The organism is Paraburkholderia caballeronis (assembly GCF_900104845.1).
Classification (GTDB): Bacteria; Pseudomonadota; Gammaproteobacteria; order Burkholderiales; family Burkholderiaceae; genus Paraburkholderia; species Paraburkholderia caballeronis.
Window position 1 is genome coordinate 586,349 of the sequence record NZ_FNSR01000003.1, and the last position, 13,078, is coordinate 599,426.

At 65.8% G+C, this 13,078-nt stretch carries 12 protein-coding genes; 9 read left to right on the forward strand and 3 right to left on the reverse strand.

Features of this window, described 5'->3' with window-relative positions; genetic code table 11:
• Positions 1–31: 31 nt before the first annotated feature.
• From BLV92_RS29350 to BLV92_RS29365, 4 genes are read left to right on the forward strand one after another with little or no spacing between them, the layout of a single operon-like run.
• Positions 32–901 (forward strand): branched-chain amino acid ABC transporter permease, encoded by an 870-nt coding sequence (locus tag BLV92_RS29350; RefSeq protein WP_134042349.1) that lies wholly within the window; start codon positions 32–34, stop codon positions 899–901.
• Positions 898–1,938 carry a branched-chain amino acid ABC transporter permease gene (locus tag BLV92_RS29355; protein WP_090552479.1) on the forward strand — a complete coding sequence of 347 codons (1,041 nt, stop codon included), beginning with the start codon at positions 898–900 and terminating at the stop codon, positions 1,936–1,938. Before BLV92_RS29350 ends, BLV92_RS29355 begins: the two co-directional genes overlap by 4 nt.
• The gene (locus BLV92_RS29360; protein ID WP_090552481.1) at positions 1,935–2,720 is read left to right on the forward strand and encodes an ABC transporter ATP-binding protein; all 786 of its coding nucleotides are present in this window, start codon (positions 1,935–1,937) and stop codon (positions 2,718–2,720) included. Before BLV92_RS29355 ends, BLV92_RS29360 begins: the two co-directional genes overlap by 4 nt.
• Complete coding sequence (locus BLV92_RS29365; protein WP_090552484.1) at positions 2,698–3,408, forward strand: ABC transporter ATP-binding protein; 711 nt, start codon at positions 2,698–2,700, stop codon at positions 3,406–3,408. The genes BLV92_RS29360 and BLV92_RS29365 overlap by 23 nt, the downstream gene beginning before the upstream one ends.
• 96 nt (positions 3,409–3,504) lie before the next feature.
• Here the strand turns inward: BLV92_RS29365 and BLV92_RS29370 are convergent, their stop codons facing one another.
• The gene (locus tag BLV92_RS29370; RefSeq protein ID WP_090553159.1) at positions 3,505–4,416 is read right to left on the reverse strand and encodes an SMP-30/gluconolactonase/LRE family protein; all 912 of its coding nucleotides are present in this window, start codon (positions 4,414–4,416) and stop codon (positions 3,505–3,507) included.
• 89 nt (positions 4,417–4,505) lie between these two features.
• Positions 4,506–5,144, reverse strand: coding sequence for a flavin reductase family protein (locus BLV92_RS29375; protein WP_090552485.1), 639 nt, complete (start codon positions 5,142–5,144; stop codon positions 4,506–4,508).
• A 207-nt stretch (positions 5,145–5,351) separates the two neighbouring features.
• Between BLV92_RS29375 and BLV92_RS29380 the strand changes: the two genes are divergently transcribed.
• The 3 genes from BLV92_RS29380 to BLV92_RS29390 all read left to right on the forward strand — a co-directional run bounded on the left by BLV92_RS29380 (position 5,352) and on the right by BLV92_RS29390 (position 9,604).
• Positions 5,352–6,479 carry a CoA transferase gene (locus BLV92_RS29380; RefSeq protein ID WP_090552488.1) on the forward strand — a complete coding sequence of 376 codons (1,128 nt, stop codon included), beginning with the start codon at positions 5,352–5,354 and terminating at the stop codon, positions 6,477–6,479.
• A 244-nt stretch (positions 6,480–6,723) separates the two neighbouring features.
• Positions 6,724–8,115: an MmgE/PrpD family protein gene (locus BLV92_RS29385; RefSeq protein ID WP_090552489.1), complete on the forward strand. Its 1,392-nt coding sequence runs from the start codon at positions 6,724–6,726 to the stop codon at positions 8,113–8,115.
• A gap of 175 nt (positions 8,116–8,290) precedes the next feature.
• A complete protein-coding gene (locus BLV92_RS29390; protein WP_090552492.1) occupies positions 8,291–9,604 on the forward strand; it encodes an MFS transporter in 1,314 nt (437 codons plus the stop codon).
• 9 nt (positions 9,605–9,613) lie between these two features.
• On the opposite strand, the gene BLV92_RS29395 is transcribed toward BLV92_RS29390, so the two are convergent.
• Positions 9,614–10,675 carry a LacI family DNA-binding transcriptional regulator gene (locus BLV92_RS29395; RefSeq protein ID WP_090552494.1) on the reverse strand — a complete coding sequence of 354 codons (1,062 nt, stop codon included), beginning with the start codon at positions 10,673–10,675 and terminating at the stop codon, positions 9,614–9,616.
• 389 nt (positions 10,676–11,064) lie between these two features.
• Between BLV92_RS29395 and BLV92_RS29400 the strand changes: the two genes are divergently transcribed.
• Positions 11,065–12,288: a CaiB/BaiF CoA transferase family protein gene (locus BLV92_RS29400; RefSeq protein WP_090552496.1), complete on the forward strand. Its 1,224-nt coding sequence runs from the start codon at positions 11,065–11,067 to the stop codon at positions 12,286–12,288.
• Positions 12,278–13,072 (forward strand): enoyl-CoA hydratase/isomerase family protein, encoded by a 795-nt coding sequence (locus BLV92_RS29405; protein ID WP_090552498.1) that lies wholly within the window; start codon positions 12,278–12,280, stop codon positions 13,070–13,072. Before BLV92_RS29400 ends, BLV92_RS29405 begins: the two co-directional genes overlap by 11 nt.
• The last annotated feature ends 6 nt before the right edge of the window (positions 13,073–13,078 follow it).

The window sequence follows — 13,078 nt, forward strand, 5'->3', positions numbered from 1 at the left end:
TTTCATTGCTGACGAGTTTCAGGAGCGTTTCATGTTCTCTCCCGCAGTTCTGGGCCAGGTTTTCGTGGACGGCATCGGCCTGAGCGCGATCTACATCCTGATCGCGCTCGGATTCACGCTGCTGTTCGGCATCATGCGCGTCGTGAACTTCGCGCACGGCGCATTCGCGATGCTCGGCGGTTATGCGCTGTACTACCTGTACGGCAACCTCGGTTTGCCGTATCTGGTCGCCGCGCCGGCCGCGGCGCTCATCGTCGCGTTCGTTGCGCTGCTGCTGGAGCGCATCGTCTATCGCTTCTTCTATCAACGGATGTTCCAGAGCATGATCGGCCTGCTCGGGCTCGACATGGCGATCATGTACATCGCGGTGATCGTGTGGAACGCGGAGGAGCGTTCGGTGCCGCCGAGCACCGACGCGCTGCTGCAACTCGGCAGCCTCGTGTTTCCCGCGCAGAAGCTGATCATCGCGGGGATCGCGGCCATCGCGCTGCTCGCGTTTTACGTGTTCACGCACTATTCGCGCTATGGGCTCGCGATGCGCGCGGCCGCGCAGGACGTCGACATCGCCGAGGCGCAGGGCGTGAACAGCACCGCGATCTATCGCCTCGCGTTTTTCATCGCGATCTTCATGGCGGCGCTCGCGGGCGGCTTTTATGCGCAGACTTACGCGCTGTCGCCGTTCGTCGGCGAGCCGCAACTGATGATCGCGTTCATCGTCGTGATTCTCGGCGGGATGGGCAGCATTCCCGGCGTCGCGCTCGGCGGGCTGATCCTCGGCTTCGCGAACAGCTTTCTCGGCACCTTCTACGGCAGCGCCGCGTCGATCTTCGTGTCGTTCGGCGCGGTGATCCTGCTGCTGATCTTCCGCCCGTGGGGCCTGCTTGGAGCGAAAGAAGCATGAGCAAACCATCGACTCTCGAATCCACGCTGCCGTCCGCGTTCGCGTCGCAACACGCGCCGCAGGCCGACGCGCTGCGGCCGGCGCGACGCTGGCTTACGCATCCGGCGGTGATCGCGGCCGTCGTCGTCGTGCTGGCCGTGCTGCCGTTTTTCGCGCAGGACAAGTTCGTGCTGTCCGTCGCGGTGACCACGTTCATCACGGCGATCGCCGCCGCGTCGCTGCACCTGATCGTGCGCACCGGCCACGTGTCGCTCGGCCATGCGGCGTTCATGGGCATCGGCGCCTATGTATCGGCGATCGCGACGATGAACTTCAACCTGCCGTTTCCGCTGGCCGTGTGCCTGGCGTTCATTGCGCCGGCCGCGCTCGCGCTGGTCGTCGGGCCGATCCTGCTGCGCCTGACCGGCAAGTACTTCGTGCTGGTCACGCTGCTGTTCGGCGAGATCGTGCGGACCGTGTTCGTGAACTGGACGGATGTGACCGGCGGCTCGAACGGCATCTCGGGCGTGCCAGCGCCGAGCGAGTTCTTCTCGAACCCGGTGCCGTTCTATTACCTCGCGCTCGGTTTCGCGGTCGTCATCATCGGCATCGTCGGGCGGCTGCTCGCGTCGGAGATCGGCCGCACGATCGATTCGATCCGCGAAAGCGAGCCGCTCGCGCGTTGTTCCGGCGTGCCGGTGCTGAGGACGAAGGTCGCGGTGTTCATGCTCGGCTGCGGAATCGTCGGCGTGGCGGGCGCATTGCAGGCGCACTTCGTGCACTACATCGACCCGACTTCGTTCGCGCTCGACCAGTCGCTGAATCTGGTGGTCATCAACGTGATTGGCGGGATGTTCACGCTGATCGGGCCGATCGTCGGCACGCTGTTCATCGTGCTGCTGCCTGAATTCCTGCGCGGGTACGTCGAGTTGCAGCACGTGTTCTTCGGTATCGTGCTGATTCTCGTGATGGCGTTTTTCTCCGGCGGCATTGCGGATGCGGGCGTGCTCCTCAAGCGCATGGGCTTTTCGCGCGCCGGACGCGGAGGTGCGCGATGACCGGGCCGTTGCTTCAGGTCGACAAGCTGTCGCGGCACTTCGGCGGTCTTGCTGCCGTGTCGGAACTGACCTTTCACGTGGACGAGCACGAGATCCTCGGCATCATCGGGCCGAACGGCGCGGGCAAGACCACGGCGATCAATCTGGTGAGCGGCGTAATCCGTCCGAGCAGCGGCCACGTGCGGCTCGACGGCGACGACGTGACCGGTTTGCTGCCGCACGTGCTTGCGCGCAAGGGGCTGGTGCGCACGTTCCAGTCCACGACGGTCTACGGCGAGCGCACGGTGTACGAAAACGCGGTGCGCGGCGCGTACCTCGGCATGTATCCGGGCGCGATGGCCGCGTTCTTCAACACGCGCCGCGCGCGCGAGATGCGCGCGGACAGCGAGCGCCGCGTCGGCGAACTGCTCGAATGGCTGAATCTCGCGGACGTCGCGCATCTGGAGGCCGGCAGCCTGCCGTATGGGTATCAGAAGACGCTCGGCATGGTGATTACGCTCGCCGCGCAGCCGCGTATCGTGATGCTCGACGAACCGGTCGCGGGCCTGAGCGCCGAGGAGGCGGACCACGTGCGCGACACGATCCTGAAGATCCGCGAGCGCGGCATCACCGTGATCGTGATCGACCATAACATCCGCTTCATGAAGGGGCTCTGCGATCGCGTGATGGCGATGAATCAGGGACATGAACTGACGACCGGCGCGCCGCTCGACGTGCTCGCGAATCCAAAGGTTATCGAAGCGTATCTGGGGAGGGGGCATGCCGCAGCTCACCGTATCTGATCTGAACGTGCGCTACGGCCGCGTGATCGGCACGCATGGCGTGTCGTTCTCGGTCGAGGCCGGCGAGATTTTCGCGCTCGTCGGCAGCAACGGCGCGGGCAAGAGCAGCGCGATCAAGGCGATCCTCGGGATGGCGAACTACGCGTCGGGCTCGATCACGTTCGAAGGCGAGAACATGCGCGGGCTGAAAACGAGCGAGATTGTGCGGCGCGGCATCGCGATCTCGCCGGAAGGGCGGCGCGTATTCGGGCAGCTTTCGGTCGCGGAGAATCTTCGGATGGGGGCGTTCACGCGCCCGCGCGACGAAGCGGACGCGCGCATCGAGCAGATCTATGCGTATTTCCCGCGCCTGAAGGAACGCTGGAAGCAGCATGCGGCCAGTCTGAGCGGTGGCGAGCAGCAGATGCTCGCGATCGGCCGTGCGCTGATGTCGAAGCCGAAGCTGTTCCTGCTTGACGAGCCGTCGCTCGGCCTCGCGCCGATCGTCGTCGAACGCATCGGCGACGTGCTCGACGAAATCCGCCGCGCCGAGCAGTTGACCGTGATTCTCGCGGAGCAGAACGCGCATTGGGCGATGCACCTCGCGTCCCGCGCGGTGATCTTCGAACTGGGGCGTTCGGTGAACACGGGGCCGACGGATCAACTGATGCAGGATCCGGCCGTGCAGAGCGCGTATCTCGGGGTTTGAGCGTTCGCGTTGCGAGCAACAAGGGCCGCGTGCATTTCGCACGCGGCCCTTGTGTTTTGGAGCGGCGGCGTGGGAGGACGCCGCCGGGTTCGGATCTTAGGGAAGCTGCGCGCCGCGCTGCCCAACATAAACGGCGATGAGCGACGACGCGGTCGTCACGAACAGACGGTTGCGCTTCGGGCCGCCGAACGTGAGATTGGTCGCGACTTCCGGCAGATGAATCTTGCCGAGCAGTTCGCCGTCGGCCGCATAACAGTGCACGCCGTCGCCGGCCGTCGTCCACACGTTGCCTTCGGTATCGACGCGAAAGCCGTCCGCGACGCCGGGCGAGATCGTCGCGAACACGCGCGGACGCGCGAGCCGCACGCCGTCGATCACGTCGAACGCGACGATGTGGTGAGGCCCGTTCGGATCGTGCGAGACGCCCGAGTCCGCGATGTAGAGAATCGTTTCATCCGGCGAAAACGCGAGGCCGTTCGGCTTCACCAGTTCGCCGGTCGCGACCGTCAGTTCGCGCGTGTCCGGATCGAGCCGGTACACGTTGTTCGCGCCAATCTCGCTTTTCGCCTTGTCGCCGGTGTAGTCGCTGAGGATGCCGTAGTCGGGGTCGCTGAACCAGATGCTGTCGTCGGACTTCACGATGATGTCGTTCGGCGAGTTCAGCCGCTTGCCTCCGAAGCGGTCCGCGAGCACGGTGATCGTGCCGTCGTGTTCGGTGCGCGTGACGCGCCGGCCGCCGCTCTCGCAGGTCAGCAGACGGCCCTGGCGGTCGCGCGTGTTGCCGTTCGCATGGTTCGACGGATAACGATAGACGGTTGCCGGTGCGCCTTCGACCCAGCGCATGATCCGGTTGTTCGGAATGTCGCTCCACAGCAGGTACTCGCCGTCGGCGAACCATACCGGGCCTTCCGGCCAGCGCATGCCGGTGTGCAGCACCTCGATGCGAGCGTTCGCGACGATGCTGTGACGAAAGCGTTCGTAATTGATGATCTCGAATTCCGGGCTCAAGTTTGTCTCCTGCCTCTGGTGGTGATTCGCGCGGCGCATGTTTTCCATGCGGGTCGCGCGATGAATGAAATGGGGCATGCGCTGCCGCGTCAGCGGTCGCCGGTCTTCGCGTTCCACACGTCGACCGGGATCATCGGCAACTCGAACACGTCGGCCGTGCGCAGATATTGATGCCCCTGCATCCGGCCGACGAGTTGCAGCTTTTGCGTGTCGATCCAGCAGCGTTCCGCGTCGAGCACGGCGTCGTCGCGCACGTGCATCGCGAGCACCTCGCCGAGCACGAGCGAACGGCGCGTGCCGAGCGCGACAACCTGCATGAGGCGGCATTCGAACGACACGCGGCTTTCGGCGATGCGCGGCGTGCGGATCGTCGTGGAAGCGGCCGGCGTGAGACCGGCTTCCGCGAACTCGTCGATGTCCGGCCCGAACTCGATCGCGGTGACGTTCATCTTCTCGACGAGATCGGCGCTCACGAGGTTCACGACGAACTCGCGTTGCAGGCGCACGTTTTCGCCGGTGTCCTTGCGGTCGGTGTCGGAGCGGTGATTGATCGCGAAGCCGAGCGTGGCCGGGTCTTCCGCGAACACGTTGAAGAACGAGAACGGCGCGGCGTTCGGCTTGCCGGTTGCGTCGATCGTCGATACCCATGCGATCGGACGCGGCGTGACCGTCGAGGACAGCAGCTTGTAACGTTCGAGCGGGCTGAATCGGGAGAAGTCGAAGTACATGGAGTCTTCTTTTAGAGAGGCAGAAGGCCTGTTCGTGCTTCGCCTTCCGTGAAAATATAGACTATATAATGCATTATATTATTTCCATCGGTCAACGCGGGGCGTGGCCGGCAAGGTTGTCGCGGGCTTTGGTCCGCGTTGCCATGCGACGCGAGGAGGGCTGATGCGGCCAGTCGCAGAGAACAACACAGATGAACAGGAGACGAGATGACGACGCCGTTCGACGACGTGAAGATACTGGACCTGACGTGGGATCTTGGCCGTTATGTGGGACGGCTGTTTGGGGATCTGGGTGCGCAGGTGACGCGCATCGAGCCGCCGGGCGGCCTGCCGGACCGTCGCGCGGCCACCGCCGCGGACGCGACGCAGCGCGAGCCGGCGATCTACGAATTCGAATTCCTGAACGCGGGCAAGGACAGCCTGACGCTCGATCTCGCATCGGCCGAAGGGCGGGCTGCGTTCGCGTCGCTCGCGCATGACGCGAAGGTGATCCTGCTCGAACGCGGCGGTCCGCTGTATGACGAACTCGCATGGGTGAAGCAGCAGGCGCCGTCGGCGGTGGTGACGTCGGTGTCGCCGTTCGGCCGCAGCGGCCCGTGGGCGGATGCGCCGGCGAACGACCTGACGTTGCAGGCGGCGGGCGGCATCGCGTGGCTGTCGGGCCGCGTGAGCGATGCGCCGCTGCGGCTGCCGGGCGTGCAGGCGACGATGATTACCGGCGCCTATGCGGCGACGGCGACGTCGCTCGCGCTGTACGACACGCTGGCGAGCGGACGCGGCCACGAAGTGGACGTGTCGGCGCAGGAGTGCATCGCGCATTCGCTGCAGAACTCGATCCAGATGTGGGACTTCGAGAAGAAGGTGTCGATGCGCGGCGGGGAAGGCACGCGCGACGCGAGCGAGGACATGTTCGCGTGCCGCGACGGGTTGATCTTCCTGGCGGCGCCGCGTTCGCTGGGGGTGTCGTGGAATGCGCTGGTCGCGTGGATCGTGGAGACGGGCCACGCGGCGGGCGACGAACTGACGAAGGAGCGCTGGTCGGACCGCGTGTGGCGGCTGACGGGCGAGGCGAAGCGGATCTTCCGGGAGACGCTGGAGTCGTTCACGCGGCAGTACACGCAGGAGGAACTGACGCAGGAGGCGCTGAAGCGGAGGATCGTGATGGGTCCGGTGGCGAAGGTGTCGGACGTGCTGGAGGACCCGCAACTGAAGCATCGTGCGTACTTCGAACGGCTGGAATTGAACGTGGCGGGCGTGCCGGTGCGGTTCCCCGGCGCGCCTTACCGGATGTCCGAGCCGGTGTGGGGGATCCGGAGCGCACAGTTGGGCGATTGAGGCGCGGCGGCCGTATATCGCCATAAAATATGTAACGTTATTTCTAGATAGTTGGAAGGTCGTCCAGAAATTTGTCGGAAAATTTAGCGGTAGAAGCATGGTCGTGTTTCCCGGTGCGTCGATTTTCAGAACAAGAAATGAAACGTTTTATTGACCTGATGTCCGTCGCGATCTATCTTGACGGCAGATGGCGCTGTCGCTTGCGGCCGCACCTCGTACAAGTCGAACGAACAAGGAGACGAGCATGGAAGGGTTGACCCGGCAGGTAGGCGCGTTTGCGGCATCTGTGCGCCGCGAACGGATTCCGGATAGCTGCATCGAAGGCGCGCGCATCGGCATCGCGGACTGCGTGGGCGTGATGCTCGCGGGCGTGCACGAGGCCGCGCCGCGCATCGTGGCCGCGCAAGTCGCCGGACACGCCGGCGCTGATTCGGCGCCGCAGATTCCGACCGGCCGGATGCTGCCGGTTGCCGACGCGGCGCTCGTCAACGGCGTCGCCGCGCACGTGCTCGACTACGACGACGTTGCGCTCGCCGGTCATCCGAGCGTCGCGCTCGTGCCGGCGATCCTGGCCGAAGGATGGGCGCTCGGTCGAAGCGGCGCGGACATGTTGACCGCCTATGTGGCCGGCTACGAAACGTGGGCGTTGCTCGATGCGCTCGAACCCGGCTCGCTGCATGAACTCGGCTTCCACCCGACCGCCGTGCTCGGCACGGTCGGCGCCGCCGCCGCGTGTGCGAGCCTGCATCGGCTTTCCGCCGACCAGGCCGCGCATGCGGTCGCGATCAGCGCGTCGCTGGCCGGCGGCATGGTCGCGAACTTCGGCTCGATGACGAAGTCGCTGCAGGTCGGACGCGCGGCCCAATCGGGCGTGACGGCAGCACGGCTCGCAAAGGCTGGGTACACCGCGTCGCTCGACGTGCTCGAACACAGAACCGGCTTCATGCGCGCGCATTCGCCGTCGCGCGAACCAGACCTCGCCGCGCGCGACTATCGGCTCGGTTCGGACTGGCGCCTGCCCGATAGCGGCGTGCACGTGAAACGTTATCCGATCTGCTACGCGACGCACCGCTCGATCGACGCGATGCTGGAACTGGTCGAGTCGCACGCGATCGAGCCCGACGACGTGACCGGGATCCACGTGCAGACCGGCGACACGCAACTGCTGATGCTGCGCAACGCGTTTCCGCAGACAGGACTCGAAGCGAAGTTCAGCATGCAGTTCGCGATGGCCGCGGCGATCGTCGCGAAGCGCGTCGGGCTGGCGGAATTAACCGACGAATTCGTCCGTCGCGACGACGTGCGCGCGTTGATGAAGCGCGTGCGCTGCACGACGACGACCGAGCGGGTGCAGGGCTGGGACCAGCCGTTTGCGCCGTTCGACCGCGTCAGCGTCGTTCTGGCCTCGGGCGCGCAGTTGCACAGCCGGCAGGTGGAGCGTCCGAAGGGGAGCTGGCAGCGGCGACTCGGCGAGGACGAATTGCGCGCGAAGTTCATCGATTGCGCGACGCGCTCGTTCGATTCGGAAACGTCCGGCGCGCTGTTCGAGCAGTTGTGGTCGCTGGACGCGCTGGCGTCGGTCCGCGATCTGCGCGTGCTGTCCGAATCGGCGACGCAACAGCCGGCGCACGTCTGAACGGATGCGGGGGAAACCCCGCATCGATGCCGAACACGTAAAAACGAATCAGTTCGGGGAATTTTCTCCGCAATAAATTTCGGTATACGAAGTTGTTCGAATAACTCCTCGTCGAACGAAGAGGAGAGGGCGTCGTTTTGCCCATCGATAAAACATCAAGACTCAGGAGACACTCATGCAACCTGCCGATCCGGCACCGGTCGTCCCGTCACACGTCGTCGCCAGTTCCAGCGTTTCGATCTACGGCCGGATCATGCGCCGGCTTTTGCCGTTGCTGTTCATCTGCTACGTCGCGTGTTACCTCGACCGCGTGAACGTCGGGTTCGCGAAGCTGCAGATGGCGACCGATCTGGGTTTCAGCGACACGGTTTACGGCCTCGGCGCCGGCATGTTCTTCATCGGCTACCTGGCGTTCGAAACCCCGAGCAACATGATTCTTTACCGCGTCGGCGCGCGGTTGTGGCTCGCGCGGATCATGGTCACGTGGGGGATCATCTCGGCGGCCATGCTGTTCGTCCGCTCGCCGGCGATGTTCTACGCGATGCGCTTCCTGCTGGGCGTGGCGGAGGCCGGCTTCTTTCCCGGCGTCGTGCTGTATCTGACCCAATGGTTTCCGTCGCAGCGGCGAGCGGGCGTCATCGCGATCTTCATGACGGGCATTCCGGTGTCGGGCGTGCTCGGCGGCCCGCTGTCGGGCTGGATCATGCAGAACATGTCCGGCACCAGCGGCCTCGCGTCGTGGCAGTGGCTGTTCCTGATCGAGGCGATCCCGTCGATCGTGCTTTCATGGGTGCTGCTGAAGACGCTGCCGGACCGTGTATCGGACGTCGACTGGCTCGACGACCGCGAGAAGGCGTGGGTGAAGTCGCAACTCGATGCGGAGCACGACGCGAAACCGGATGCGTCGCTCAAGCAGATGTTCACGGACGGCCGCGTGTGGCTGTGCGTGCTGATCAACTTCAGCATTGCGACCGGCCAGTACGGCGTCAGCTTCTGGCTGCCGACGCTTGTGAAGCAGCTCGGCCTGCGCGACAACTTCCAGATCGGTTATCTGAGCGCGATCCCGTATCTTGCGGGCGTCGTCGCGATGCTGGTGCTGTCGCGCAGCGGCGACCGGCTGCGCGAGCGGCGCTGGCACGTCGCCGGGCCGGCGCTCGTCGGCTCGGCGGGTTTCGTGCTCAGCACGTTCCTTCAGCACGACACGGCGCTGGCGCTCGCCGCGCTGACGATCGCGACCGGCGGCGTGATGGCGACGCTGCCGCTGTTCTGGTGCCTGCCGACGTCGTTCCTGAAGGGGGCGTCCGGCGCGGCCGGCATCGGGCTCATCAATTCGGTCGGCGCATTGGCCGGCTTCGTGAGCCCGCTGTTGACCGGGCTGCTGAACGACCTCACGCACGATGCGCGTTATGGCGTGTCGATGCTGGCCGCGTGGCTCGTCGTCGGCGCGCTGCTGGTGCTGCGCCTGCCGCGTGCGCTGGTGAACCGCTGACGAGATCCGCTACGACCGCAGCGGCGCGCAGGAGCGCCGCAGGATGATCTCGGTCGGCACGATCACATGACGCGGCTCGCGCCCGCCGGTGGACGGTTTTTCGGCGATGCGGTCCATCACGATCGACGCCGCCTCGCGACCCATCGCCTCCAGGTTCCAGCGGACGGTCGTGATCGGCGGCGACGCAAGCTCGGCGAGATCGGTTTCGCCGACCGCGACGATCGACACGTCCTGCGGCACCTTGATGTCTTTCAGCGCGCACGCGCGCAGCGCGCCGGGCAGCATCAGGTTGCCGCCCATGATGATCGCGGTCGGCGGTTCGGGCATCTCCATCAGACGCTGCACCTCGCGGTACGCATAGGCCGCGTCCATGCTGTCGAGGCGGACGAGCGCGGGATCGAACGCGATGCCCGCGTTGTCGAACGCCTGCACGAAACCCCGGTAGCGTTCGCGGCCCGGCCGGATGCGCTGCTGGCCGGTGACGAGCGCGATGCGCGTATGGCCGATCGACAGCAGATAATCGACAGCCTGCCGGATGCCGTTGCACTGGTTCGACGCTACATAGTCGCAATCGGGCGACAGCTCGCGCTCGATCAGCACGGTCGGCGTGCGGGTCCGTTCGAGCAGGCTCAGGATGCGCGGGTCGTATTCGTCGGACGGCGCGAACAGCAGCCCGTCGACGCGCCGCTGCAGCAGCAGGTTCAGCAGTTCGAGATCGCGTTCGACGTCGCTGTTGCTGTTCGCGAGCACGAACGCATAACCGTGCTCGCGCAGCACCTGCTCGGCGCCTTTGGCGACCGCGACGAACAGCGGGTTGCTGGTATCGGGCAGCACGCAGCCGATCATCTTCGTCGACGCGGTGCGCATGCTCTGCGCGACCGCGTTCGGCTGCCAGCCGGTGGTCGCGATCGCGGCTTCCACGCGCTGGCGGATGCCCGGCTTCACGGCCGGATGCTTGTTCACGACGCGCGATACGGTGCCGAGCGACACGTCGGCCTCGCGGGCGACGTCGCGCATCGTGATCGTCCGCGACGCCGGCGGTTCCACGGTCTTCGCGCTTTTCTTCTGCATCGTTCCATGCTCCGTTCGTGCTGTACCCGCGCACGCGACGCGTGCCAGGCGGTGAACCGGCGTTGGCCGTGTTCATCGCGGCAAAAAGAGCTGATCGGCCCTTCATGCCGGCAGATTTTGTACCACGCGGGCTCACGGACCAGCAAGACAGGCCGGATGGCCAGTCGGCCGGAAGGCGGAGTCGCGGGATTCGCTTAGGATAAAAATGAAACGTTATATTGCGTTGATGGCAGTGAGGCTTTAGCATAAGCACATGCCGGTTCCCATTTGAGCGGGAAAGCATTCGGCATGAGGAGATGAGAAAGAGCAATCAGAAATAAAACGTTTCATATTAGAGAGCCGATCCGGAAGCAGACGGCCAGCCGGATGAATCGATACTGGAGACAACCGTGACTCAATCCGCAGCAAGCGCCGACGCCGTCGCAACAGCGGCATCAACGGACGGCCGGGAGGCGCGTCGTCCGCTCGACGGCATCACCGTCGTCGAAATCGGCACGAGCGTCGCCGCGCCGTATGCGTGCCTCGTGCTCGCGGACCTCGGCGCGCGCATCGTGAAGGTCGAGAACCCGGACGGCGGCGACTACGCGCGCGGCTGGGGGCCGCCGTTCTGGGGCGACACGTCGTCGACGTTCGTCGCGCTGAACCGCGGCAAGCAGAGCGTGGCGCTCGACCTCGCGAGTCCGGACGGCAACGCCGCGCTGCGCGCGCTGATCGTCGGCCTGGCGGACGTCGTCGTGCAGAATCTGCGGCCGGGCCTGCTCGAAAAATTCGGCTTCGACGTCGATGCGCTGCGCCGCGAAAAACCGTCGCTGATCTGGTGCGACATCGGCGCGTTCGGCACGCGCGGGCCGCTTCGCGAGAAGCCCGGTTACGACCCGCTCGCGCAGGCGACCGCCGGCATCATGAGCGTCACGGGCGAGCCGGCGCGGCCGCCGGTGCGCGTCGGCGTGTCGCTCGTCGACATGGGGTCGGGCATGTGGAGCGTGATCGGCGTGCTCGCGCAACTGCTCGAACGCGAACGGACCGGCGCGGGCGGCCGCATCCAGACGTCGCTGTTCGAAACCGCGCTCGCGTGGATGACGATTCCGCTCGCGAACTACGAGGCGTCCGGCGAAGTGCTGCCGCCGCAAGGCTCCGGCACGCAGCAGATCGTCCCTTATCAGGCGTTCCGCGCGCGCGACGCATGGCTGATGATTGCGGCCGGCAACGACAACCTGTTCCGCAAGTTGTGCCGCGTGCTCGGCCGGCCGGACCTCGCGGAGAACGACGTTTACGCGACGAACGCCGGACGCGTGCGCAGCCGCGACGCGCTGATCGCGACGCTGCAACAGACGATCGCGACGTTCGACGCCCAGCCGCTGGCCGAACGGCTCGACGCGGCGGGCGTGCCGAACGCGCCGCTGCTCGGCGTCGAAGACGTGCCGACGCATCCGCAGACGGTCGCGTTGCAGATGCGTGCGCCGTGCGACGGCGACACGCTGCCTTTGATGGGCATTCCGCTGTCGTTCGACGGCCTGCGTCCGCGCTCGACTGCGCGTTCGCCGTCGCTCGGCGAGCACAACGCAACATGGATCGATCAGGACGCGATCCGGGAGAGCACCCATGAAGACTGATTTCGAAACCCTGAAGCTGGACGAGCCGGCCGAACACGTGCTGCGCGTCACCCTCGATCGTCCGCAGAGCGCCAACGCGGTCAACACGCGGATGGGCGTCGAACTGGTCGAACTGTTCGAACAGTTCTCGCTCGGCCCGCACGGGCTGCGCTGCATCGTGCTGACCGGCGCGGGCGACAAGGCGTTCTGCGCGGGCGGCGACCTGAAGGAGCGCAAGGGGATGACCGACGCGCAATGGCTCGCGCAGCACGCGATCTTCGAGCGGATGACGCGGGCGATCATCGCGTGTCCGCTGCCGTTGATCGGCGCGGTGAACGGCGCGGCCTACGGCGGCGGCTGCGAGTTCGCGGGGATGTGCGATTTCGTCTATGCGTCGGCCACCGCGCGCTTCGCGCTCACCGAGGTCACGCTCGGCATCATGCCGGGCGCGGGCGGCACGCAGACGCTGGCGCGCGCCGTCGGCGAGCGGCGCGCAAAGGAACTGATCCTGACCGGTCTGCCGTTCTCCGCGGAGCAGGCCTGCGAATGGGGCTTCGTGAACGCGGTCTGCGAGCCGGCCGAACTGATGCCGCGCGTGCTCGAAACCGCGTCGCGCATCGCATCGAATGCGCCGATCGCCGTGAGACAGGCGAAGCAGTCGATCCATCGCGGGTTGCAGATGTCGCTTGCGGATGGGCTCGCGTTCGAGATCGAGGCGTACAACCGGATGGTATCCACGGAGGACCGGCACGAAGGCGTGCTCGCGTTCAACGAAAAACGCAGGCCGCGGTTTCGCGGCGTCTGAACGGAG

What these genes read in the sequence shown, in the direction of transcription:
- BLV92_RS29375 (WP_090552485.1), bottom strand. Translation starts at nt 5,144, where the DNA reads ATGTACTTCGACTTCTCCCGATTCAGCCCGCTCGAACGTTACAAGCTG.
- BLV92_RS29365 (WP_090552484.1), top strand. Translation starts at nt 2,698, where the DNA reads ATGCCGCAGCTCACCGTATCTGATCTGAACGTGCGCTACGGCCGCGTG.
- BLV92_RS29390 (WP_090552492.1), top strand. Translation starts at nt 8,291, where the DNA reads ATGCAACCTGCCGATCCGGCACCGGTCGTCCCGTCACACGTCGTCGCC.
- BLV92_RS29395 (WP_090552494.1), bottom strand. Translation starts at nt 10,675, where the DNA reads ATGCAGAAGAAAAGCGCGAAGACCGTGGAACCGCCGGCGTCGCGGACG.
- BLV92_RS29385 (WP_090552489.1), top strand. Translation starts at nt 6,724, where the DNA reads ATGGAAGGGTTGACCCGGCAGGTAGGCGCGTTTGCGGCATCTGTGCGC.
- BLV92_RS29350 (WP_134042349.1), top strand. Translation starts at nt 32, where the DNA reads ATGTTCTCTCCCGCAGTTCTGGGCCAGGTTTTCGTGGACGGCATCGGC.
- BLV92_RS29355 (WP_090552479.1), top strand. Translation starts at nt 898, where the DNA reads ATGAGCAAACCATCGACTCTCGAATCCACGCTGCCGTCCGCGTTCGCG.
- BLV92_RS29380 (WP_090552488.1), top strand. Translation starts at nt 5,352, where the DNA reads ATGACGACGCCGTTCGACGACGTGAAGATACTGGACCTGACGTGGGAT.
- BLV92_RS29405 (WP_090552498.1), top strand. Translation starts at nt 12,278, where the DNA reads ATGAAGACTGATTTCGAAACCCTGAAGCTGGACGAGCCGGCCGAACAC.
- BLV92_RS29360 (WP_090552481.1), top strand. Translation starts at nt 1,935, where the DNA reads ATGACCGGGCCGTTGCTTCAGGTCGACAAGCTGTCGCGGCACTTCGGC.